Consider the following 21,756-nt stretch of genomic DNA (forward strand, 5'->3'; position numbering starts at 1 on the left):
GGGCGCGCGCAAGCCGCCCGCTGAACCGTGGAACTCGAACAACATGCTGCGCCTCAACGGTCATCCCGCTCTCTCGTCCTTCCGCATCGACAAGCTGCTCCGGGAGCTGCGCGAGCACGTCCCGGCGGTGGCGGCCCTGCGGGTCGATTTCGTCTATTTCGTGCTGCTCGATGATGCGGCCCCGGAGGCGGATACAGGCAGGCTCCGCACGTTGCTCACCGACGGCGAAAGCCCGGATCCGGCCGGCGACGGCTGGGAGGCGTTCCTGGTCGTGCCGCGGCCCGGCACCATCTCGCCGTGGTCGAGCAAGGCCACCGATATCGCGCGCAACTGCGGGCTCGCCCATGTCCGCCGTATCGAGCGCGGCCGCGTCTTCCGCCTGCAGCGTCGCGGCGGCGCCTTTAGCGCGGCCGAGCGTGCCCGGCTGGAGCCGCTGCTCCACGACCGCATGACCGAGACGGTCCTGGCCGATGACGAGGCCGGCGAGACGCTGTTCCACGCCCGTGAGCCGGGGGCGCTGCGCCGGGTCGACATCACCGGCGGCGGCCGGGCGGCGCTGGCCCGGGCCAATGAGGCCATGGGCTTCGCCCTGGCCGACGACGAGATCGACTACCTGGTGGAGCGCTACGCGGCGCTGGGCCGCAACCCCACCGACGTGGAGCTCATGATGTTCGCCCAGGCGAACTCGGAGCACTGCCGGCACAAGATCTTCCGCGCCGACTGGACCATCGACGGGGCGGCGCAGCCGCGCTCGCTGTTCGCCATGATCCGGCACACCTTCGAGCAGCGCCCCGAGGGCGTGCTGTCCGCCTACAGCGACAACGCCGCCGTGGCCGCCGGCCCCCGGGTGGAGCGCTTCTTCGCCGACCCGGGCGACGGCGTCTACTGCAGCCGCAGCGAGGCCTCCCACCTGGTCATGAAGGTGGAGACCCACAACCATCCCACCGCCATCGCGCCGTTCCCGGGGGCGGCTACCGGGGCCGGCGGCGAGATCCGCGACGAGGGCGCCACCGGCCTCGGCGCCCGGCCGAAGGCGGGGCTCGCCGGGTTCGCCGTGTCCAACCTGCGCCTGCCCGGGGCGCTGCAGCCCTGGGAGCAGGACGACCCGGGCCGGCCCGGGCGCATCGCCTCGCCGCTGGCCATCATGCTGGACGGCCCCATCGGTGCGGCGTCGTACAACAACGAGTTCGGCCGGCCCAACCTCGCCGGCTGCTTCCGCACCTACGAGCAGCGCGTGCCGGGCCCCGAGGGAGACGAGGTGCGGGGCTACCACAAGCCCATCATGCTGGCCGGGGGCATGGGCGCGGTGCGTGACGCCCACGTGCACAAGCGCCCGGTGGCCGCCGACGCCCGGGTGGTGGTGCTCGGCGGCCCGGCCATGCTCATCGGCCTGGGCGGCGGGGCGGCCTCGTCGGTGACCAGCGGCGCCAGCGATGCCGAGCTGGATTTCGCCTCGGTCCAGCGCAGCAACCCGGAGATGCAGCGCCGGGCCCAGCAGGTGATCGACGCCTGCTGGGCCCTGGGCGAGGCCAACCCGGTGCAGTCCATCCACGACGTCGGCGCCGGCGGGCTGTCCAACGCCGTGCCGGAGATCCTGGAAGACAGCGAGCGCGGCGGACGGCTGGAGCTGCGCGAGGTCCCCAGCGATGACCCGGGCATGTCGCCCATGGAGATCTGGAGCAACGAGGCCCAGGAGCGCTACGTGCTCGCCGTGGGGCCGGCGGAGCTGGAGCGGTTCCGGGCCATCTGCGAGCGCGAGCGCTGCCCCTACGCGGTCATCGGCAATGCGACCGCCGATCGGCAGCTGCTGCTCAGCGACCGTGTGCTGGGCGACGACGCCGTGCACATCCCCATGGACCTGCTCTTCGGCAAGCCGCCGAAAATGCACCGCGACGTCCGCCGGGCGGCGATTCGACCGCGCCCGCTGGCGCTGGCCGGGGTATCCCCGGACGACGCCGTGGAGCGCGTGCTGCGCCTGCCCGCGGTGGCCGCCAAGCATTTCCTGGTCACCATCGGTGACCGCACGGTCTCCGGGCTGGTGGCGCGGGACCAGATGGTCGGCCGCTGGCAGACGCCGGTGGCGGACGTGGCGGTCACGCTGGACGACTACAGCGGCTACACCGGCGAGGCCATGGCGGTGGGCGAGCGTACCCCCGTGGCGCTGCTGGACGCCCCGGCGTCCGGGCGCATGGCCGTCGCCGAGGCCTTGACCAACCTGGCTGCGGCCGATGTCGGTGATCTCGCCCGCGTGAATCTCTCCGCCAACTGGATGGCGGCGGCGGGCCACCCGGGCGAGGACGCGCGCCTGTACGACACCGTCGAGGCGGTGGCCATGGAGCTCTGCCCGGCCCTGGGCGTGGCCATCCCCGTGGGCAAGGACTCGCTGTCCATGAAGACGGTCTGGGAGGATGGCGACGGCCGGACCCGCAGCGTGACCGCGCCGCTGTCGCTGATGGTCTCGGCGTTCGCCACGGTGGATGACACCCGCCGCACCCTGACCCCGGAGCTGCGCAACGACGCCGGCGACAGCCGGCTGCTGCTGATCGACCTCGGCCGCGGGCGCAACCGCCTGGGCGCCTCGGCTCTGGCCCAGGTGTACACCGATCTGGGCGAGCAGCCGGCGGATCTGGACGAGCCGGCGGACCTGCGGGCGTTTTTCGCCACCATCCAGGCGCTCAATCGCGAGGGCCTGCTGCTTGCCTACCATGACCGCAGCGACGGCGGCCTGCTGGTGACGCTGGCGGAGATGATGTTCGCCGCGCGCACCGGCGTGACCGCGACGCTGCCGGCGTCCGCCGCCGACCCCCTGGCCGCGCTGTTCGCCGAGGAGCCGGGCGCGGTGGTGCAGGTGGCCAGCCACAGCGTCGATGCCGTGCTCGAGCGCTTCGCCGCGGCCGGTCTCGGCGCGTGCGTGCACGTCCTCGGCGCGCCCAATGACGATGACCGGCTGCGGCTCGACCAGGGCGGGGCTGTGCTCCTGGACCGGGACCGGGTCGAGCTGCAGCGGCTGTGGCAGGAGACGACCTGGCGGATGCAGCGGCTGCGGGACAACCCCGAGTGCGCCGACGAGGAGTACGACGCCCTCCTGGATGCCGACGACATGGGCCTGCACGCCGCGCTGAGCTTCGACCCGGCCGAGGATGTCGCTGCGCCGGCGGTGGCTGCCGGCGCCCGGCCGCGGGTGGCGGTGCTGCGGGAGCAGGGCGTCAACGGCCACGTGGAGATGGCGGCGGCCTTTCATCTCGCCGGCTTCGAGGCGGTGGACGTGCACATGACCGAGCTCCTCGCGGGGGAGTCGCGGCTTGCCGACTTCCAGGGCCTGGCCGCCTGTGGTGGTTTCTCCTACGGCGACGTGCTCGGCGCCGGCGGGGGCTGGGCCAAGACCATCCTGTTCAACGCCGGGTTGCGTGAGCAGTTCGCCGCCTTCTTCGCGCGCGGCGATACCTTCGCCCTCGGGGTGTGCAACGGCTGCCAGATGCTGGCGACGCTGCGGGAGCTCATTCCGGGCGCGGCCGTCTGGCCGACGTTCGTGGGCAACCGCTCCGAGCAGTTCGAGGCGCGCCTGGCGCAGGTGGAAGTGATGCCCTCGCCGTCGCTGTTCCTGCAGGGCATGGAGGGCTCGCGCATGCCCATCGCCGTGGCCCACGGCGAGGGCAGGGCGCAGTTCAGCCCCGAGCACGGGCCGCGCAAGCTGGCCACGGCCGGCCTGGTACCGCTGCGCTACGTGGACGGCCGCGGCGAGCCCGCGGAGCGCTACCCGGCGAACCCCAACGGCTCGCCCGGCGGCATTACCGGCGTGACAACGCCGGATGGCCGTGTCACGGTCATGATGCCCCATCCCGAGCGGGTGTTCCGCACGGTGCAGCACAGCTGGCACCCGCGGGAGTGGGGCGAGCACGGGCCGTGGATGCGCATGTTCCGCAACGCCCGGGCCTGGCTGGGGTAGCAGTACGGCGCAGCCACCGCAGACGATAGAACCGGAGCGAGCGGCAGAAGGGGGAGGGAATCATGCCCGGTGCCGTGGACTGGCTGGATCGGCGGGCGCGGCTGAGCCCGCAGCGAACCGCGCTGGTGGATGCGGCCACGGGCGAGCGCATCAGCTATCGTGACTGGAACGCCGTGGCCAACCGCACCGCGCGCTACCTCACCGGCGCCCTCGGCGTGCGCCCGGGCGACCGGGTGGCCGTGCTGGCGGGCAACTGCATCGCCTACCTGGACCTCTGGTTCGCCTGCAACAAGACCGGCGCCATCCTGCAGAACCTCAACTGGCGGCTCGCCGCCGGCGAGCTGGCGGCGCTGATCGAGGACGCCGCACCCGTGGTGCTGTTCTACGGGGCGGATTTCAGCGAGACCGTCGGCCACCTGCGCCGGCAGGACGCCGCGCAGTCGGTGCGGGCCTGGGTGGCCCTGGACGGCGAGCCGCTGCCCGGGGACGCCAGCCTCGCCGAGCGCGCCCATGAGTCCGCCGCGACGCCGGCCATGCCCGCGCTCACCCACGAGGACCCCTGGGTGATCTGCTACACCGGTGGAACCACCGGGTTGCCCAAGGGCGCGCTGCTGACCTACGGCAATATCACCTGGAACGCCGTCAATACCCAGGCGAGCTGGGGCGTCGGGCCCGAGGACACGGCCGTTCTCAACGCGCCGCTGTTCCACACCGGCGCGCTCAACGTGTTCACCGCGCCGCTGGTGCACGCCGGCGGCTGCAGCATCGTGTGCAGCACCTTCGACCCGGCGCAGGTGTTCGATCTCGTCGCCACCGGCGAGGTCACGCTGTTCTTCGGCGTGCCCACCATGTTCGCCATGCTCCAGGAGCACCCGCGCTGGCCGGAGGCGGACTTCTCGCCGCTGAAGCTGGTGATCAGCGGTGGCGCGCCGTGCCCGCTGCCGGTGTTCGAGCGCTTCTGGGACCGGGGCGTGGATTTCAAGACCGGCTACGGGCTGACCGAGGCAGGGCCCAACACCTTCTGGCTGCCGCCGGACGAGGTACGGGCCAAGCCGGGCGCCGTGGGCTATCCCCTCATGCACGTGGAGGTGGCCCTGCGTGATACCCGCACGGGTGGGCCGGTGACCGAGCCGGAGACCACCGGCGAGCTGCTCATCCGCGGGCCGCATCGCACCCCGGGGTACTGGAACCGGCCGGAGGCCACCAATGAGGCCATCGACGCCGAGGGCTGGCTGCACACCGGCGACCTGGCGCGGTTCGACGCCGACGGCGCCTATACCATCGTGGGCCGGCTCAAGGACATGTTCATCTCCGGGGGCGAGAACATCTACCCGGCGGAGATCGAGAACGTGCTCCATGCCCATCCGCAGGTCAGCGACGCCGCGGTGTTCGGCGTCGGCGACCGCACCTGGGGCGAGGTGGGCTGCGCGGTGGTGGTGCCGGTGGCCGGGGCGGACATCCAGGCGCGCACGCTGCGCTCCTGGCTCAAGGAACGACTCGCCCGCTACAAGGTGCCCCGGCGCATCGAGTTCGCGGACGCCCTGCCCACCACCGGCGCCGGCAAGATCGACAAGCGCGCGCTGCAGGAGCGCTACGACGGCGGCGAGTAGCGAGCGCTTGCGCGAGCCGAACGGCGTGGGATGCCGCGCGGACAGGGTCGCGCTTCGGGCCCGTTGTCCGCTCGAGGCGCGGGGTTAGCGCTCCGCGGACAGGATGTGGACCCCGTATGCGGGAATATCGACGTCGGCCGTGACGATGATGAGACCCTCGGCCTGAGCCTGGGCGACCAGCATTCGATCAAGCGGGTCCTTGTGGTGCCGAGGCAGTGCGCCGGCCTGGGTTCCATGAAAGAAGGTGATGGGCAGGTGTGTGAAGCCCTCCTCTTCCGCGATGGTGTCGAGGTCTCCCTCCTCGACGCGCAGCTTGCCGATGGCCTGTTTGATGGCGATCTCCCAGCCAGTCGCCGCGCTGACAAATACCTGATTGCGGGGATCGGCGATTGCTGCCTTGGCACGCTCTCCCAGAGATTGATCCCCGTTGAGCCACCACAGGAACGTATGGGTATCGAGGAGCAAACGTCTCACGAACGGTCCTCAAAGGCCTCGATGATCTCGTCGGGGGTGTCGTCGAAGTCGGCCGCCATGTGGATCTCGCCGGCGAGGCGGCCGGGCGTTCGCTGGCGCCGCGGCATGGCGTAGGGGCGAAGCTCCATGTACGGCTTGCCGTTTTTGGCAATAATGACCTCTTCCCCCGCCAGGGCTTGCTCGGCGAGCTGGGAGAGCTTCGTTTTGGCCTCGTACATATTGATCTGGATGGGCATCGTCGCTCTTTCTCGATCCTAGTCTAGTTAATCTAGTCTAGAGCGGAGCCGATCGATTCGCAATGTCGTCGTGCGGGCTGGGTTACGGGAGGCCGTGCCGCCCGGCCCAGTCGCGGGCGAACTGCCAGGCCACCCGGCCGCTGCGGGAGCCGCGCTCCAGGGCGAAGCGCAGGGCGTGCTCGCGGACGGCGTCCATGTCGTCGGCGACGCCGAAGCGGGTCAGCCAGCCCTGGACGATGTCCAGATAGGCGTCCTGGCCGAACGGGTGGAACGACACCCACAGGCCGAAGCGCTCCGACAGCGAGATCTTCTCCTCCACCGCCTCGCCGTGCTGGATCTCGCCGTCGATGTTACGGGCTTCCTCGTTCTCGGCCAGGTATTCCGGCAGCAGGTGACGCCGGTTGGAGGTCGCGTAGATGAGCACGTTCGCCGGCGCCGTGCTCACCGAGCCGTCGAGCATCGCCTTGAGGGCCTTGTAGCTGGGATCATCCGCCTCGAAGGAGAGATCGTCGCAGAAGACGATGAACCGTTCCGGCCGGCCCCGCAGCAACCCGGCGAGATCGGGCAGATCCACCAGCTCCGCCTTGTCTACTTCCACCAGGCGCAGGCCGGCGGCGGCGTGCTCGTGCAGCAGCGCCTTGATCAGCGACGACTTGCCGGTGCCCCGCGAGCCCCAGAGCAGGGCGTTGTTCGCCGGCAGGCCCTGCAGGAACTGCCGGGTGTTGCGATCCAGGCGCTCCTTCTGCTGCTCGACGTTGCGCAGCGCCGCCAGGGGGATGGCATGGGGCTGCGCCACCGGCTCCAGGAAGCCCGCGCCCAGGCGCCGGCGCCAGCGGAACGCCGTGCTCGCCTGCCAGTCCGGCTCACTGCGACCGGGCGGCAGCAGCGGCTCCGCGCGCTCCAGCAGCCGCTCGGCACGTTCCAGAATCTGTTCGAGACGATCCATGGGCGGTTCCGTGCGTTGAAGGTGGCGTATGTAGGTGGGAGGGGCTTCAGCCCCGATGCCGCAGGGTACGCATCACCAGGGCATGGGCCGGCCCCTGCGATCGACCACGACCGCGCCCCGATCTCACCAGTCAAGGTCATCCGGAATCGGGAACTCCTTGTAGAGATCGTCATCCTCGTCGTCGCCGGCATCCGTGACCAGCGCCACGAACAGCGACGGCTCGCGCTCCTGCAGGCGCGGGACGACCTCCGCGGGCACCACGTGGAAGCGGCCCTTGCGCTCCACGATCGCCAGCGCCCCGGTGCTGAGCTTGCCCTGCTGGTCCCGCGTGACCTCGATCTTGCGGACCTTGCCGTCCTTGGTGAAATGGAACGGGATCGTCCCCTCCCGGGTCGAGACCGCGTGCTCGCGCAGCAGGTCTTCCACCTGGGCGGCCGCCGACTTCTTCTGCTTGCTCTGCTCGTTCCTGCGGTTGAGCTCCCGGTCGCGCTCGGCCTTTTCCCGGCGGGCCTGGACGACCTCCTGCTGGCGCTGCGCGGCCTCCGGGTCCGGCTCGCCCTTGCGCCCGCCCTTGCGCTTCTTGCGCTGCGAGCGTTTCTCCTTGTCCGCGTTGCGGGCCTTCTTCTCGTCCACCAGGCCCGTTTGCAGAAGCTGGTCGCGCAGTGAGTTGCTCATGCCCGTTCATCCGTCTCGCGTGTGCTGGGTCATCGGGTTCGTGCCGACCAGTGTAGCGCGGCGTGCCGCCGGAACGCACAGGTCGGCTCGCATGCCTGCGCCCGGGGCGCAGCTACCTGGCGGTGCGTCCGCCTTCGCCCCGGCTGATCTTGAGCCCGACCTGGGTAATGCGGTTACCGTCCATGGCCCGGATCACGAACTCCATGTTGTTGAGCTTGACCCGGTCGCCGACCACCGCGTGGCGCTTGAACAGCCGCAGCAGATACTGGTCGAGCGTCTCGTCGCCGTGCTGCTGGTCGGGGATGCTCAGCCCGTAGGCGCTGGACAGGGCGGCCAGTGGGGTATCGCCGTTGAGCACGAACTCGCCGAAGAAGGCGTGCTCCTCCAGCCGCGCCGGGCCGGTCGGGGCCACCAGGACGCGGTCGAGATCCGGCAGCGCCTCCGGATGGGTGAGCACGTAGACATAATCCTGCACCTGCAGGATCTCGTCGTGGATGTCCTGAAGCAGGCTGCCGTCGCGGATCAGCGCCACCACCTGGGTGCTGCGGGGCAGCCGCAGGCGGCGCACCACCTTGTACAGCGCCGGGCTGTCCGCGGTCAGGTGATAGCCCACCATCTCGTATTCCGGCTGGCCCGGCAGGTCCAGCTCCAGCCGGTGGATCACCCGCGAGCGCGGCGGCACGTCCAGTTCCAGCCAGCGGGCGACCGGGGCCACCGTCCAGCCCTGCAACACCAGGGAGATCAGCACCACGAAGAAAGCGATGTTGAAGTACACCGCGGCATCCTCGACGCCCGCGAGCAGCGGGAACAGGCCCAGCAGAATGGGCACGGCGCCGCGCAGGCCCACCCAGCCGATGAACGCCTGCTCCTTGAGCGGGAAGCGGAACGGCAGCAGCGAGATCAGCACGGCCGCGGGCCGGGCGACCAGGAGCAGCACGCCGGCCACCACCAGGGCCTGTGGGGCGACGTCCAGCAGGTGCGAGGGCGTGATCAGCAGCCCCAGCATCAGGAACATCACGATCTGCGCCAGCCATGCCATGCCGTCGTGGAAGCGGCGGATGTTCTGGGCGTTCTGCACGCGGCGGTTGCCCAGCACGATGCCGGCCAGGTAGACGGCCAGGAAGCCGCTGCCGCCCGCCACGGCCGTGAGGCCGAAGACCACCAGGGCCCCGGAGACCGCGAGCAGCGGATACAGGCCGGGGGTGAGCGGGACGAGATTGATGGCGCGGGCCAGAACGAAGCCACCGGCGAGCCCGATCAACCCGCCCAGGCCCATCTGCTGGACGAACTCGAGCATCAGTCCCAGGCCCATGCTCTGGTGCTCCCCGAGCAGCAGCTCGATGAACGCCACCGTGAGGAAGATCGCCATGGGGTCGTTGCTGCCGGACTCGATCTCCAGGGTGGCGCCGATGCGCTCCTTGAGCTCCAGGCCGTGGGCGTGGAGCAGGTAGAACACGGCGGCGGCGTCGGTGGAGCCGACGATGGCGCCGATGAGCAGGCCCACCAGCAGCGGCAGGTCGAACACCCAGGCCGCGATCAGCCCGGTCACGGTGACCGTGACGACCACGCCCAGGGTGGCGAGAACCAGCGCGGGGCGCAGGCCGACGCGGAAGCTGGCGACGCGGGTGCGCAGCCCGCCGTCGAAGAGAATCACGGCCAGCGCCAGGCTGCCGATGAGGTGCGCGGTCTGGAAGTTGTCGAACGCCAGCCCGCCCGGGCCTTCCTCGCCCATGAGCATGCCGATGATCAGGAAGACCAGGAGAAGCGGGGCGCCGATGCGACTGGAGATGACGCTGGCCAGGATGCTGGCGACGAACAGCAGTCCGCCAGCAAGGATGATCTGGTGGGTCAGGTCCAACTGTCTCCCCCCGGAGGCCCAGGTGGCCGAATGGCGCAAGCAGCCGCCATTATATCGGACATGCAAGATTCATGTCCGCTGCTCGTGTTCCGGGGGTTGCCTGCTGGCGGGCGGAGGGCGGCCGTGTCTCTCCGGGCGGGACCCGACGAAAACGCCCGCCTCGGGGGCGGGCGTCGCATTCCTGCAGCACCGTGGTGCGTCAGGCGTTCTTCTTGCTGGTGCTCGTGCTGCCGGAGCCGGAGGCGGTGCCCGTGCCGGCGGAGCCGGTGGACTCGCTCGCGGCACTGGCGGCGGAGGCCGTGGCCTGCTTGGTGGCCTTCTTGGCCTGCTCGGTGGCGTTGCTGACGTTCTGCTGGGTCATCTTCTGCAGGTCTTCCGCAAAGCTGCGGTTGATCTTGATCAGCTCGTTGACGTCGGCGGTCACGCGCTCGCCGAGGGACTTGGCCACCTCGGTCTGCTTGGTGACGTAGGCCTGCAGGCTCTGCGGATCCTTGACCTCGGTCAGGGCGCGCAGCGTGCCGAAGCTCAGCTCGGAATAGGTCTTTACGGCCTCCACCTGGAAATCGGTGATCCTGGCCACGTGATCCACCATCTTGCCCTGGGCCTCCAGCAGCGGGTTCAGGAACTGCGCCATCTGGGTGCTGGTCTTGTCGAACATCTCGGTATACATGAACAACCTCCTCGCTTCGTGCGGTCGAAAGAGATCATCTCTTTCTGCGCTGCAGCATAGTCCACGATCTGGTGCAACGCAACACGATCTTTTGGTTGTATTGTCAGGGGGTTGTCGGTCCCGTTCCGGCGAGGTCCCGGGGTGGCGCCGCTGCCGGGCGGCCTTGCCGCTATTGCCGCCGGGTGGCGCTCATGGTCAGGGACACGGAGTCGGCGAAGCGCAGGGCGTGGGGCTTGTCCACTTCCACGTGCACCGCGTCCACCGCCTGGTGGCCGAGCACCAGCTTGGTGATGTCGTGCACGAGCTTCTCCAGGAGCAGGAAACGGTTGTCCTCGACCAGCTCGATGACTTGCTTGGTGATGGTGCGATAGTTCAGCGCGTGATCCGGGGCATCGGATGTGGCCGCGCGCAGCGCGTCGTAGTCGATGTGGATGTTGACCACCACGTCCTGGCGCTTCTGCTGCTCCTCCTCGTTGAGCCCGACATAGGTGCGCAGGCGCAGGTTCTTGATGCGTATGCGTGAGCTCTCCACCCGTGCAGGCCCCGGCTCCAGGGGCTGTTCCGCGCGACTCGTGGCCATGGCTACCCCTGAATGAGCTGAAGGAACTCGTTGCGCGTGGACTGCTTCTCGCGGAATGTCCCCAGCATGACGGAGGTGGTCATGCTCGAGTTCTGCTTGCCGACGCCGCGCATCATCATGCACAGGTGGCGCGCGGAGAGATGGACGGCGACGCCCTTGGCATCGGTGACCTGCATGACCGCGTCGGCGATCTCCTTGGTCATGGTCTCCTGGATCTGCAGGCGCCGTGCATACATGTCGACGATGCGGGCGATCTTGGACAGGCCGAGCACCTTGCCATTGGGGATGTACGCCACGTTGGCGCGCCCGATGAACGGCAGCAGGTGGTGCTCGCACAGGGAATAGAACTCCACGTCGCGGACGATGACCATCTCGTCGTTGTCCGACGGGAAGATGGCGCCGTTGACCAGCTCCTCGAGATTCTGGTTGTAGCCCTCGGTGAGAAAGCTGAACGCCTCGGCGGCGCGCACCGGCGTCTTCTGCAGCCCCTCCCGCGACGGGTCCTCACCCGCCGCGCGAATGATCTGCTCGAAGGAGGTGGTCATCTCGTCCAGGTTCATGCTCATGGTCTCCGGCGCATTCAGGTCAACTTGTACATCAATTGGATAACTATTGTATAGTAAAATCGCTACACGGGGAGATCCAGCCGCTGCAGGCCCAGCTCATCCAGCGGACAAGGGTGTTCCACGTGGTAGCCCTGGACGTAGTCCAGACCCAGCTCCCGCGCCTGCTCCAGGACCTCTTCGCTTTCCACGAAGCCGGCGATGGTGAGCTTGCCCATGTGGTGAGCCAGGTCGTGGACGGATTGCACGACGTTGCGGTCAGCGGCATTGCGGTCCATGTCGCGGATGAACGCGCCGTCGATCTTGAGGAACTCCGCAGGCAGGATCTTCAGATCGGCATAGGATGACAAGCCGCCGCCGAAGTCGTCCAGAGCGAAGCGGCAGCCCATGTCCCGGAGCACGCGCAGCAGGTCGGCGGTCCGGCCCAGGTGGGTCGTCGCCGCTGTCTCCGTGAGCTCGAAGCAGATCTTGCCGGCCGGGACCCGGTAGGTATGCAGCGTGGTGCCCAGCCAGCCGGGGAAGTCGACGTCGGCAAGCGTCTGGCCGGAGAGATTGATGGTCAGGGCGTCCACCTCCTCCAGGCGGCCGGGATTGCGGGCGCACCAGGCGAACACGGCGGTGATGACCTGGCGGTCCACCGCCGGCATGCGACCGTAGCGTTCCGCGGCCGGGATGAAATCGTGGGGGCGCATGGCGTCCGCGCCTTCCCCGGCCGCGGCGATGAGGACCTCGTGGAGCGGGCGATGCGCGGGCTGCAGCGGCTGGATGCGCTGGCAGGACAGGCGCAGCTCCCCCGAGGCCACCGCACGATCGACGCGCGCCACCTGCTCGGCATCCCGGCGCAGCTCCGCGGCCTCCCGGTCGGCGGCGCTGGTGACATGGCAGCGATTGCCTCCCTGTTCCCGGGCGGCCGTGCAGGCGTTGTCGACATCGCGGAGCACGGCCTCGAGGCCGTGGCCGCGGGCCGAGAACCCGAGCACGCCGACGCTGGCGGACACGCTGGTCGGGGTGCCGTCGATCTCCGGCCGCCAGGCACGCAGTGCCTGGCGCTGCTCCTCGGCGAACAATCGGGCCGTGTCCGCGTCCTGGTCCGGCAGCAGCACCGCGAACTCGTCGCCGCCCACCCGGGCGATGACGCCGCGCGGCGGCAGGGCTTCCTGGAGGCGGCGGGCGATGCGCCGGAGGAGCTCGTCGCCGCCCCGGTGGCCGAGGGTGTTGTTGACCAGCTTGAAGTCGTCCAGGGAGAACTGGCACACCGCCGCGCTGCCTTCACCTTCGCCTCCGGTGCGCTCCAGGACGTGGCGGACGCGGCGCTCGAAGGTCCGGCGGTTGAGCACCCCGGTGAGATCATCGTGGGTGGCCTGGTGGACGAGCTGGCGGTTCAGGCCCTCCAGCATCTCCTGCCAGCGCCGCTCGGTGGCCGGCAGATCCAGGTTGCTCCCGGAGCTGGCATGCCCGTCGCCGAAGGCCTGCGCCAGGGTGGCCAGATCCAGGTCCTCCGCCTTGCGGCCGCCCTCGTCGACGAACACGAAACGGGTTCGGCGACGGTCGGTCCACGCCAGGCGCCGGGGCTTCGGCAGCCCGTCCTCGTCCCGGAACACCACCCACGCGCCCGGCTCCAGGAGCTTGGCCTGGCCGAGCCATTCCTCGGGCAGCTCCGGCTCCGCTTCCTCGCTCCCGGCGCGGGGAGGCGTTTGGCACGGCGGCAGGGTCCGGCGCGCCTCGCCCGTGAGCCAGTGCGCCAGCTCGGTCTCCAGGGCGCGAACCTCCGCCTCGCCCTGGCCCGCGTGGCGCAGGTGATGGCCGAGGTACTCCAGCAGCCGCTCCGGCTGGCGCACGGCGCGGCGCCTGCCGTCGCCGCCGCCGAGTGCCTGGAACAGCAGGTCCACCGTTCGCAGGCCGCGCTCCCAGGTCGTACCTTCGGTGCCGTGGCGCAGGTAGGTGAGCACCAGGTGGTGCTGCCAGCCCTCGTCCAGGAGTCTCTGCAACGGTTCCGGTACCGGCCGTTGACCGAAGAGGCGGTCCAGGTGCCCGGCCACCGCGGTGCGCGCCTCCTGCAGACGCTCCGAGCCCTCGTAGCGCTCGCGCAACCGCTCGACGTTCGCGGACACGCGCCGCTGCGGGCTGTCCGTCAGCCGCGCCAGGGACGCGCACGCGTCCACCAGCGCGTCGGGTTCGTCCGCTTCCCGGTTTACCGAGGCCAGAACCTCTTCCACGGAGGCCCGCATGGCCGCCGCCTGGGTATCGTCCAGCGCGCCGATGATGTTCGCCGCACGGTCCAGGTGGTCGATGAGCCGATGGAGACCGTGGTCCCGCCGTGAGAGAAAGCTGCCGTCGTTGAGCTCCAGCCGCAGCGCGGCCGGGGCCAGGCGGTTGACCCACTGCTGCAGCTGGTCATGGCCGTCGGTGCGCTGAACCCCGGCCATCCATGTCTCCAGCAGATCCACGGACTCCGCGGTGGTCGCATCGAGCGCCGGATAGCCGGCTTCCCGGAGCCGGCCCTCCACCTGCTGCCGCAGCCCCGGCCCCGCCGTTGACGGCGCGTCGATGGCCGCCGCCGCCCGTACCACGGCCTCCTGCGGCGGCGCGGTGCCGTCGCTCGCCGCCGGGGTCCGGTCGCCGCGCTGGCGCCGAAAAAGCGAGCGCACGCTCGCCATAACGCTGCTCATGCCCACTGCAGTGGTGGCAGACGAGGCCCCGGGCCCTTCCGGGTCAGCCTCCCGGGATGGGGTGTTGTCCTGGCTGCGGACGTTGGTGATGGTGTAGCGCTCGCCTTCGAGATCGGGCAGGATCCCGTGCTCCCGCAGCCGGCCGTTGAGGCTGTCGTAGAGCACGCCGCTCTGCTGGAGGAAGGTCTTGCCGAAGGCCTGATAGACGAGCTTGCGGCCCTGGACGGTGAGCTTGAGCGCATCCAGGCGGCGGCTGAGGATGTAGCAAAGTGCCGCCGGAGAGACCGGGTTGCGCTGGTCGTCCACCGCCGTCCCCGTGGCCCGGGACAGGCGCCGGTGCAGCAGGCGCAGGCGCTGCTGGCTGCGGCTCTCCGCCCGGGTGATCAGCTCCGAGCGTGCCAGCCAGTCCTCGAAATCGCCTTCGTCCACGAGCGCAAGCTTGTCCTTGTCGCCCTCGCCTCCCTCGCCGGGGACGCGGAACGCGCCGAGCTCCTGCCAGGCGGTCCCGAGATCGGCCATGAACGCCTCGCGGACCTCCCCGGCCCGGGACTGCAGGCGCTTGCGGGCGTTGTACAGGGCCGACTGCTCTGCGGTGCTGGTGGCGTCGTTGGAGCCGTTCATCAGGCGCGCTTCTGCCTGGACGATGAAGGTGTCCAGGCTGCGGCCGGCGTAGTCCTCCACCAGGGGGTAGCACTCGCGCAGTACCCGCTGGAAATACTGTCGTTGCCGGCTGTCCAGCGGAGGGTTGTCCTCGGTGCTGGCAGCGCCGCTGGCGGCGACCTGGCCGGCGTTGACTGCCATGAGGCCGGCGACGATGCTCGGTGCCGGCTGATAGAAGCTCAGGCCCAGGCCGGTGGCGCTCACGTGCGCGGCTCGGGCGCGAACGCGCAGATCTCGGCCGGTGAGCGGGTCGCGTACGTGCATGTTGACCGTCGCCTCCGGCGCGACGAGCTGCTTCAGGCTCGCGGCCGCCGTGCGGCTGGAGGCAATCAGGAAAACCCCGCCCTCGCAGAAATCGCGGATCTCCATGGCGAGACCGCTGCCGGTCGGTGCGTGAATCTCCGCGTCCCAGCGCACCTCGTGCCGGGTGTACGCGCGCTTGTCCGAGCCCATGCAACCTCCGCGCGCCCGGGCGGGTGTAGTGCCCGGGTCAGAACCGGTTGCAGTATATCGGACACGGGCCCGTGGTTCAGCGTCCCCGGGCTGTGACACTCATCAGGGAATCCCTAGTAGAATCCGCCGGACACACGCGAACACGAGGGGTGTCCCTTCATGGCGGAACAGGCGGGCCAGGATCGCTGGCAGTTCTGGGTGGATCGTGGCGGCACGTTCACCGACGTGATCGGGCGTCGGCCGGACGGGACCATGGTCATGCACAAGGTCCTCTCGGAGCACCCGGAACGCTACCGGGATGCCGCCCTGCAGGGCATTCGCGACCTCCTCGGCCTGGCGCCGGACGACCCCATCCCCGCCGAGGCGCTGGAGGCGGTGAAGATGGGCACCACCGTGGCCACCAACGCCCTGCTGGAGCGCAAGGGCGAGCCGACGGTGTTCGTCACCACCCGGGGCTTCGCCGACGCCCTGCGCATCGGCTACCAGACCCGGCCGGACATCTTCGCCCTGGACATCCGCCTGCCGGAGCAGATCTACCGCCACGTGGTCGAGGTCGACGAGCGTGTCGCCGCCGACGGGACCGTCCTCGCCGCTCCGGATCCGGAGGCGGTGCGCGCGGCCCTGGAGGAAGCCCGGGACGCCGGCTGCACCGCCTGCGCGGTGGCCTTCATGCACGGCTATCGCTTCACCGAGCACGAGGAGCAGGTGGCCGCCATCGCCCGCGAGGTGGGTTTCGGCCGGGTGAGTGTCTCGCACCGGGTCAGCCCGCTCATGCGCCTGGTCGGGCGCGGTGACACCACGGTGGTGGATGCCTACCTGTCGCCGATCCTCAAGCGCTACGCCGACCAGGTGGCCGCGGAGCTCGGTGACACGCGGCTGATGTTCATGAAAAGCGACGGCGGGCTTACCGACGCGCGCTGGTTTGAGGGCAAGGACGCCATCCTGTCCGGCCCGGCCGGCGGCATCGTGGGCTGCGTGCGCACCGCGTCCATGGCCGGCTTCGAGCAGGTCATCGGCTTCGACATGGGCGGCACGTCCACCGACGTGGCCCACTACAACGGCGAGTTCGAGCGCAGCTTCGAGACCGTCATCGGCGGCGTGCGCATGCGCGTGCCCATGATGCGCATCCACACCGTGGCCGCCGGCGGCGGCTCGCAGCTCCAGTTCGACGGCAGCCGCTACCGCGTCGGCCCGGAGTCCGCCGGCGCCGACCCGGGGCCGGCCTGCTACCGCCGCGGCGGCCCGCTCACGGTGACCGACTGCAACGTCATGCTGGGGCGCCTGCAGCCGGAGTTCTTCCCGCGGGTGTTCGGCCCCAACGGCGACGAGCCCCTGGATGCGGCCGTCGTCGTTGACGCCTTCCGGGAGCTCACCGAGCACATCCACGCCGAGACCGGCGATCGCCGCAGCCCGGAAGAGGTGGCGGAAGGCTACCTGCGCATCGCCGTGGAGAACATGGCCAACGCCATCAAGCAGATCTCCGTGCAGCGCGGCCACGACGTCACCGGCTATACCCTCAACTGCTTCGGCGGCGCCGGCGGCCAGCACGCCTGCCGCGTGGCCGACGCCCTGGGCATGGCGCGGGTGCTGATCCATCCCTTCGCCGGGGTGCTGTCGGCCTACGGCATGGGCCTGGCGGACCTCACCACCATGCGCGAGCTGGCCGTGGACGCGCCCCTGAACGCGCACAACCAGGCCGAGCTCGCCCCGCGGCTGGAGCGCGCCGAGCGCGAGGGCCGCGACGAGCTCCTGGCCCAGGGAGCGCCGGCCGAGGGCATCCGGGCGGTGCACAAGCTCCAGCTCCGATACGCCGGCACCGACACCGCCCTGCTGGTGGACCACGGCGATGCCGAGGCGGTGCGCGCGGACTTCGAGACCCTGCACCGCACGCGCTTCGGCTTCGTCATGCCGGACAAGGACGTGATCATCGCCGCCGCCGTGGTGGAGGTCATCGGCAGCGACGGCGCCCTGGCGGCGGAGCCGGAGCAGCCGCCGCGGCCGGCGGGCGAGGCGCCGACGCCGCTGGGCCAGGTGAGCGCCTGGATGGACGGCGCCTCGCGCACGGTGCCCGTCTACGACCGCGAGGCCCTGGCGCCCGGGGACACCATCCCCGGCCCGGCGATCATCCGCGACCCGGTCTCCACCATCGTCGTGGAGCCGAGCTGGCGCCTGGGCGTCAACGCCTACGGCCACGTGCTCATGGACCGCGAGCGCGCCGCTTCCGGCCCCGCCGTGGGCACCGAGGCGGACCCGGTCATGCTGGAGGTGTTCAACAACCTGTTCATGAACGTCGCCGAGCAGATGGGCGTGACCCTGGAGAACACGGCGCAGTCCGCCAACATCAAGGAGCGCCTGGACTTCTCCTGCGCGGTGTTCGACGCCGGCGGCGGCCTGGTGGCCAACGCCCCGCACGTGCCCGTGCACCTGGGCTCCATGGGCGAGAGCGTGCGCGCCATCATCGCCGCGCGCTCCGGGACCATGCAGCCCGGCGACGTGTTCATGCTCAACGACCCCTACCAGGGCGGCACCCACCTGCCGGATATCACCGTCGTGACCCCGGTGTTCGGCGAGGATGAGCGCAGCATCATCTTCTACGTGGCCAGCCGCGCCCACCACGCCGACGTGGGCGGCCTCACGCCCGGGTCCATGCCGCCCCACAGCCGGCACATCGACGAAGAGGGCGTGCTCATCAGCAACGTCCAGGTGCTCGCCCGGGGCGAGCTGCAGGAGCACGCCCTGCGCGCGCTCTTCGCCGGCGGCCCCTGGCCGGCGCGCAACATCGAGCAGAACCTCAGCGACCTGCGCGCCCAGATCGCCGCCAACAACCGCGGCGTCAACGAGCTCCGCGGCCTGGTGAGCCAGTACGGGCTGGACGTGGTGCACGCCTACATGGACCACGTCCAGGCCAACGCCGCCGAGCAGGTCCGCCGCGTGCTGGACGTGCTCGACGACGGCACTTGGGAGAAGCGGCTGGACAGCGGCGCCGTGGTGCGCGCCGCCATCCGCGTGGATCGCGCCGAGCGCCGCGCGGTGGTGGATTTCACCGGCTCCAGCCCCCAGCAGCCGAGCAACTTCAACGCCCCCCGCGCGGTCACGCGGGCGGCGGTGCTGTACGTGCTGCGCACGCTGGTCCAGGACGCCATCCCGCTCAACGACGGCTGCCTGGAGCCTATCGACCTGGTGATCCCCGAGGCGTCCATGCTCAACCCCGAGCACCCCGCCGCGGTGGTGGCCGGCAACGTCGAGGTCAGCCAGGTGGTCACCGACGCCCTCTATGCCGCGCTGGGCGTGCTGGCCAACGGCCAGGGGACCATGAACAACGTCACCTTCGGCAACGACACCTACCAGCACTACGAGACCCTGTGCGGCGGCGCCGGCGCGGGCAACGGCTTCCACGGCGCCAGCGCCGTCCACGTGCACATGACCAACAGCCGGCTCACCGACCCGGAGGTCCTCGAGACGCGCTTCCCGGTGCGGCTGGACGGCTTCGCCATCCGCCGCGACTCCGGCGGGGGCGGGCGCTGGCACGGCGGCAACGGCGTCGAGCGGCGGCTGCGCTTCCTCGAGCCCATGACCGTGGCGGTGCTCGCCAACAGCCGCAGCGAGGCCCCGGCCGGCATCCGCGGTGGGGGCGACGGCCTCTGCGGCGAGCAGTTCGTGGAGCGCAGCGACGGCGCCCGGGAGGTGCTGACCGGGACCGACCGCGCGGACATGAACGCCGGCGACCTGTTCGTGATCCGTACGCCGGGCGGGGGCGGATTTGCAAGCGACTAGCTCCCTGGCTACCATCGCGTGCACACGCCGCGCACAACCCGCACCGGAGCCGGTATTCCGCCGGGTCCGTGACCGTGAATCCGCCGAGGCACGATCCCATGGCTTCGCATGCAGTGGCCCGGAGCACTGAAATGGCAGAGATCGCCGATCACCGCGCGCTCAAGCAGGCTCTGGGGCGCTATGCCACGGGCGTTGCCGTGGTAACGGCGCTGCGCGCCGACGGCGAGCCCGTGGGGCTGACGGTGAACTCGTTCACGTCGGTGTCGCTGGAGCCGCCGCTGATCCTGTGGTGCCTGGACAACAACTCGCCCAACCTGGCCGCGTTCGAGCGTGCCGGCCACTTCGCCGTGAACGTGCTCGCCGCCGAGCAGGGCTGGATCGCCACGCGCTTCGCCAAGCCCGTGGAGGACAAGTTCGGCGGCGTCGACTGGCGGGCGGGCGACCACGGCCTGCCCGTGCTCGCGGAGACCGTGGCGTGCCTTACCTGTCGAACCTACAGCGAGCATCCCGGCGGCGACCACGTCATCCTCCTCGGCGAGGTGGAGGCGTTTACGGATGCCCCGGGCGACCCGCTGGTCTACGTCGACGGCACCTACCAGGTGCCGCGCACCGAGTAACCGCTGGTTCGTTGGTGATGCCGGACCTGGACACGCCCGAGCGCATCGATGCGTTCATCGACGCCTTCTACGAACACGTCCTGGACGACCCGCTGCTGGCGCCGGTGTTCCTGGACGTCGCGGCCATCGACGTCCCCGAGCACCTGGCGGTGATCAAGGGCTACTGGCGCAAGATGCTGCTCGGCCACGATTCCTACCGCCGCAACATGATGGCCCGCCACGAGGCCGTGCACGGCCGCTGCGGCCTGGAGGCCCGGCATTTCGAGCGCTGGCTGGCGCTCTACCGCGCTATCCTGGCGGCCCGCTTCCAGGGGCCCTATGCGCGCCGCGCCGACACCCTGGCCGTGACCATTGCCGGCAACATGCAGCGCTGGCTGCATAGCCGAAAGGGTACTGATCGGGCACGCCGGCGGGTTCGTGGCGTTGAGCCGTAAATTGGGGGGCCCAAGCTCGGGGCCTTCTTGATTGGCGGGTAATCGATATCGCGATCCTGATCGGATCAGCGCGAGTTAGGCTCTTTTCCGCGAGAAACTCTCTTGTGCAACCGTCGGTTAGATAGGTAACTATTTCTATAGTTTGTAATCATCTGCTACGGGTTGGGCAGCATGAGATACTAACGGTACGGAATTGTTGGAGTCGTGTCATTTCCCCCAAGAGTTCCTTTGGAAATCCGGTCCGTGCCAACGCCACGGAGGAGCCTTGAGGCTGTTTCTCGCATTGCTGAAACGCGCTTTCTCGCACTGTTGGTCCGTTGCGCCGAATCCCTTGGCGTCGTAGTGCGGTATACGGGTGGACGCCGGCTGCGAAGTCTAAAATCTTATCAAGAAGAGCGCCCAGTTGATTATTGAAAAGGCTGCGGTTGCTTTCTTGGTTAAGTCTTCATAGAGGTGCCATCATTCTGCTGCAATATAAAGACCTTTTCCGTTGGCAATAACGCTGTAATTATAAGCTACTAAAGTATCTAATCACCCTATGGAATAGCGAGCGACGCCGCAAGCCCATTGTTGGGAAATGAAGAAGTATTTACATTCTATTCGGTATTTCCGTTCGAATACTTTATAATCGCCTTTTGCGATGGCCTCCTCTGTGGCGTGAATTCGGCGATGTTATAGGAAGGGCAGTGTTTGCGCATTTTTGTTCTCCTTGTTTATACGGTTTCTATTTTTCTTTGATCTGGGTTGTGCACATGATATGCAATCGCCTTTCTTTTGTTTCCTTCAATTTTGGTGTGCGACGGGGATGATTTGCCGTATTATCATGGAAAATTATGCACTATTGATAATGCATATAGACGTATTGACTTCGCGGAAGTTGATGATGTTGATGCGGGCAAAACGTGTTAACGAAGTGTCACGGCGCATCAGATCTTTGTCGGACAACTTTACAAATAAAATTCCTCTGTCGTCAGCATCTCACGTTGGAATGTTTGTTAGTCAAGCAAGGAAGCATTTCTCTCGTTTAGGCACGCATATTGCTAGTACCTTGCTTGTGAGACGGGAGCTTCCTGCTATGGAGGTATGTCATGAAATCATATACGAAGAATGAGGAAAATGAAAAATTTTCTTTCGAGAGAGACTTGAGAGAGCTTCTTATTAGAAACGAGATTTTGGTTACTGCGTATTCCAAGTTGTTCGTGTTAATTCTAGTCACCGTTTTGCTTGTTCATATTATATTTGCCGGCTTGTATCTTATCTACGAGCCGGCGACGAGTATGCCATTGGTTTTCCAATTTGTTGCATTTAACATTACTGCTGTTATTGTTGAAGTATTCCTTAGCCGTATGGTTTTTATGCTAGCTTCGCGAGCTGGTCAACTGAGAGATCTTCGTTGTGTATCCCTGATTGCGGCTCAGGAAACGGACGCTTCTCGTCTGGAGTCGATTGCTCGTACCGTGACGGTGCTGCGGCGGGATTCTGGTTCATTGAAAGTTATGGATGTTGAAGAGGCGGCCACTTCTTTTCGTAAAAAATAATGGTTATGAAGTTGCAAGTAGGAGGTCTTTACCCTTTAATTATTCTTTTTAGT

At 68.4% G+C, this 21,756-nt stretch carries 15 protein-coding genes; 6 read left to right on the top strand and 9 right to left on the bottom strand.

Annotated elements, in window-relative coordinates; translation table 11 throughout:
• Window positions 1–43: 43 nt before the first annotated feature.
• Together purL and QWY84_RS05870 are read left to right on the top strand one after the other, a co-directional pair.
• Window positions 44–3,946 carry a phosphoribosylformylglycinamidine synthase gene (gene purL, locus QWY84_RS05865; RefSeq protein ID WP_290201510.1) on the top strand — a complete coding sequence of 1,301 codons (3,903 nt, stop codon included), beginning with the start codon at window positions 44–46 and terminating at the stop codon, window positions 3,944–3,946.
• A gap of 62 nt (window positions 3,947–4,008) precedes the next feature.
• Window positions 4,009–5,556, top strand: coding sequence for an acyl-CoA synthetase (locus QWY84_RS05870; RefSeq protein ID WP_290201511.1), 1,548 nt, complete (start codon window positions 4,009–4,011; stop codon window positions 5,554–5,556).
• A gap of 84 nt (window positions 5,557–5,640) precedes the next feature.
• Here the strand turns inward: QWY84_RS05870 and QWY84_RS05875 are convergent, their stop codons facing one another.
• The 9 genes from QWY84_RS05875 to QWY84_RS05915 all read right to left on the bottom strand — a co-directional run bounded on the left by QWY84_RS05875 (window position 5,641) and on the right by QWY84_RS05915 (window position 15,340).
• Window positions 5,641–6,030: a type II toxin-antitoxin system VapC family toxin gene (locus QWY84_RS05875; RefSeq protein ID WP_290201512.1), complete on the bottom strand. Its 390-nt coding sequence runs from the start codon at window positions 6,028–6,030 to the stop codon at window positions 5,641–5,643.
• Window positions 6,027–6,266, bottom strand: a complete 240-nt coding sequence (locus tag QWY84_RS05880) for a type II toxin-antitoxin system Phd/YefM family antitoxin (RefSeq protein ID WP_290201513.1) — start codon at window positions 6,264–6,266, stop codon at window positions 6,027–6,029. Before QWY84_RS05880 ends, QWY84_RS05875 begins: the two co-directional genes overlap by 4 nt.
• Window positions 6,267–6,348: 82 nt before the next feature.
• Window positions 6,349–7,212, bottom strand: coding sequence for an ATP-binding protein (locus tag QWY84_RS05885; protein ID WP_290201514.1), 864 nt, complete (start codon window positions 7,210–7,212; stop codon window positions 6,349–6,351).
• Window positions 7,213–7,335: 123 nt separating this feature from the next.
• Entirely contained in the window at window positions 7,336–7,887 is a 552-nt protein-coding gene (locus QWY84_RS05890) for a DUF2058 domain-containing protein (protein ID WP_290201516.1), read from the bottom strand.
• Window positions 7,888–7,999: 112 nt separating this feature from the next.
• Window positions 8,000–9,745 (bottom strand): potassium/proton antiporter, encoded by a 1,746-nt coding sequence (locus QWY84_RS05895; protein WP_290201517.1) that lies wholly within the window; start codon window positions 9,743–9,745, stop codon window positions 8,000–8,002.
• A gap of 199 nt (window positions 9,746–9,944) precedes the next feature.
• Window positions 9,945–10,415, bottom strand: coding sequence for a TIGR01841 family phasin (gene phaP, locus QWY84_RS05900; RefSeq protein ID WP_290201518.1), 471 nt, complete (start codon window positions 10,413–10,415; stop codon window positions 9,945–9,947).
• A 169-nt stretch (window positions 10,416–10,584) separates the two neighbouring features.
• The gene (folX, locus tag QWY84_RS05905) at window positions 10,585–10,995 is read right to left on the bottom strand and encodes a dihydroneopterin triphosphate 2'-epimerase (RefSeq protein ID WP_290201520.1); all 411 of its coding nucleotides are present in this window, start codon (window positions 10,993–10,995) and stop codon (window positions 10,585–10,587) included.
• A 2-nt stretch (window positions 10,996–10,997) separates the two neighbouring features.
• On the bottom strand, window positions 10,998–11,561 hold the full coding sequence (gene folE / locus QWY84_RS05910; RefSeq protein ID WP_290201521.1) for a GTP cyclohydrolase I FolE: 564 nt from the start codon (window positions 11,559–11,561) through the stop codon (window positions 10,998–11,000).
• 62 nt (window positions 11,562–11,623) lie between these two features.
• Window positions 11,624–15,340, bottom strand: a complete 3,717-nt coding sequence (locus tag QWY84_RS05915) for a DUF1631 family protein (RefSeq protein ID WP_290201522.1) — start codon at window positions 15,338–15,340, stop codon at window positions 11,624–11,626.
• A gap of 159 nt (window positions 15,341–15,499) precedes the next feature.
• Here QWY84_RS05915 and QWY84_RS05920 point away from each other — a divergent pair, with 159 nt between their 5' ends.
• The 4 genes from QWY84_RS05920 (at window position 15,500) to QWY84_RS05935 (ending at window position 21,703) form a co-directional block, all read left to right on the top strand.
• The gene (locus QWY84_RS05920) at window positions 15,500–19,114 is read left to right on the top strand and encodes a hydantoinase B/oxoprolinase family protein (protein ID WP_290201523.1); all 3,615 of its coding nucleotides are present in this window, start codon (window positions 15,500–15,502) and stop codon (window positions 19,112–19,114) included.
• A gap of 131 nt (window positions 19,115–19,245) precedes the next feature.
• Entirely contained in the window at window positions 19,246–19,731 is a 486-nt protein-coding gene (locus QWY84_RS05925) for a flavin reductase family protein (protein WP_290201524.1), read from the top strand.
• 17 nt (window positions 19,732–19,748) lie between these two features.
• Window positions 19,749–20,165: a group III truncated hemoglobin gene (locus QWY84_RS05930; protein ID WP_290201525.1), complete on the top strand. Its 417-nt coding sequence runs from the start codon at window positions 19,749–19,751 to the stop codon at window positions 20,163–20,165.
• Window positions 20,166–21,253: 1,088 nt separating this feature from the next.
• A complete protein-coding gene (locus QWY84_RS05935; protein WP_290201527.1) occupies window positions 21,254–21,703 on the top strand; it encodes a hypothetical protein in 450 nt (149 codons plus the stop codon).
• The last annotated feature ends 53 nt before the right edge of the window (window positions 21,704–21,756 follow it).

The organism is Aquisalimonas lutea, from assembly GCF_030409225.1.
Classification (GTDB): Bacteria; Pseudomonadota; Gammaproteobacteria; order Nitrococcales; family Aquisalimonadaceae; genus Aquisalimonas; species Aquisalimonas lutea.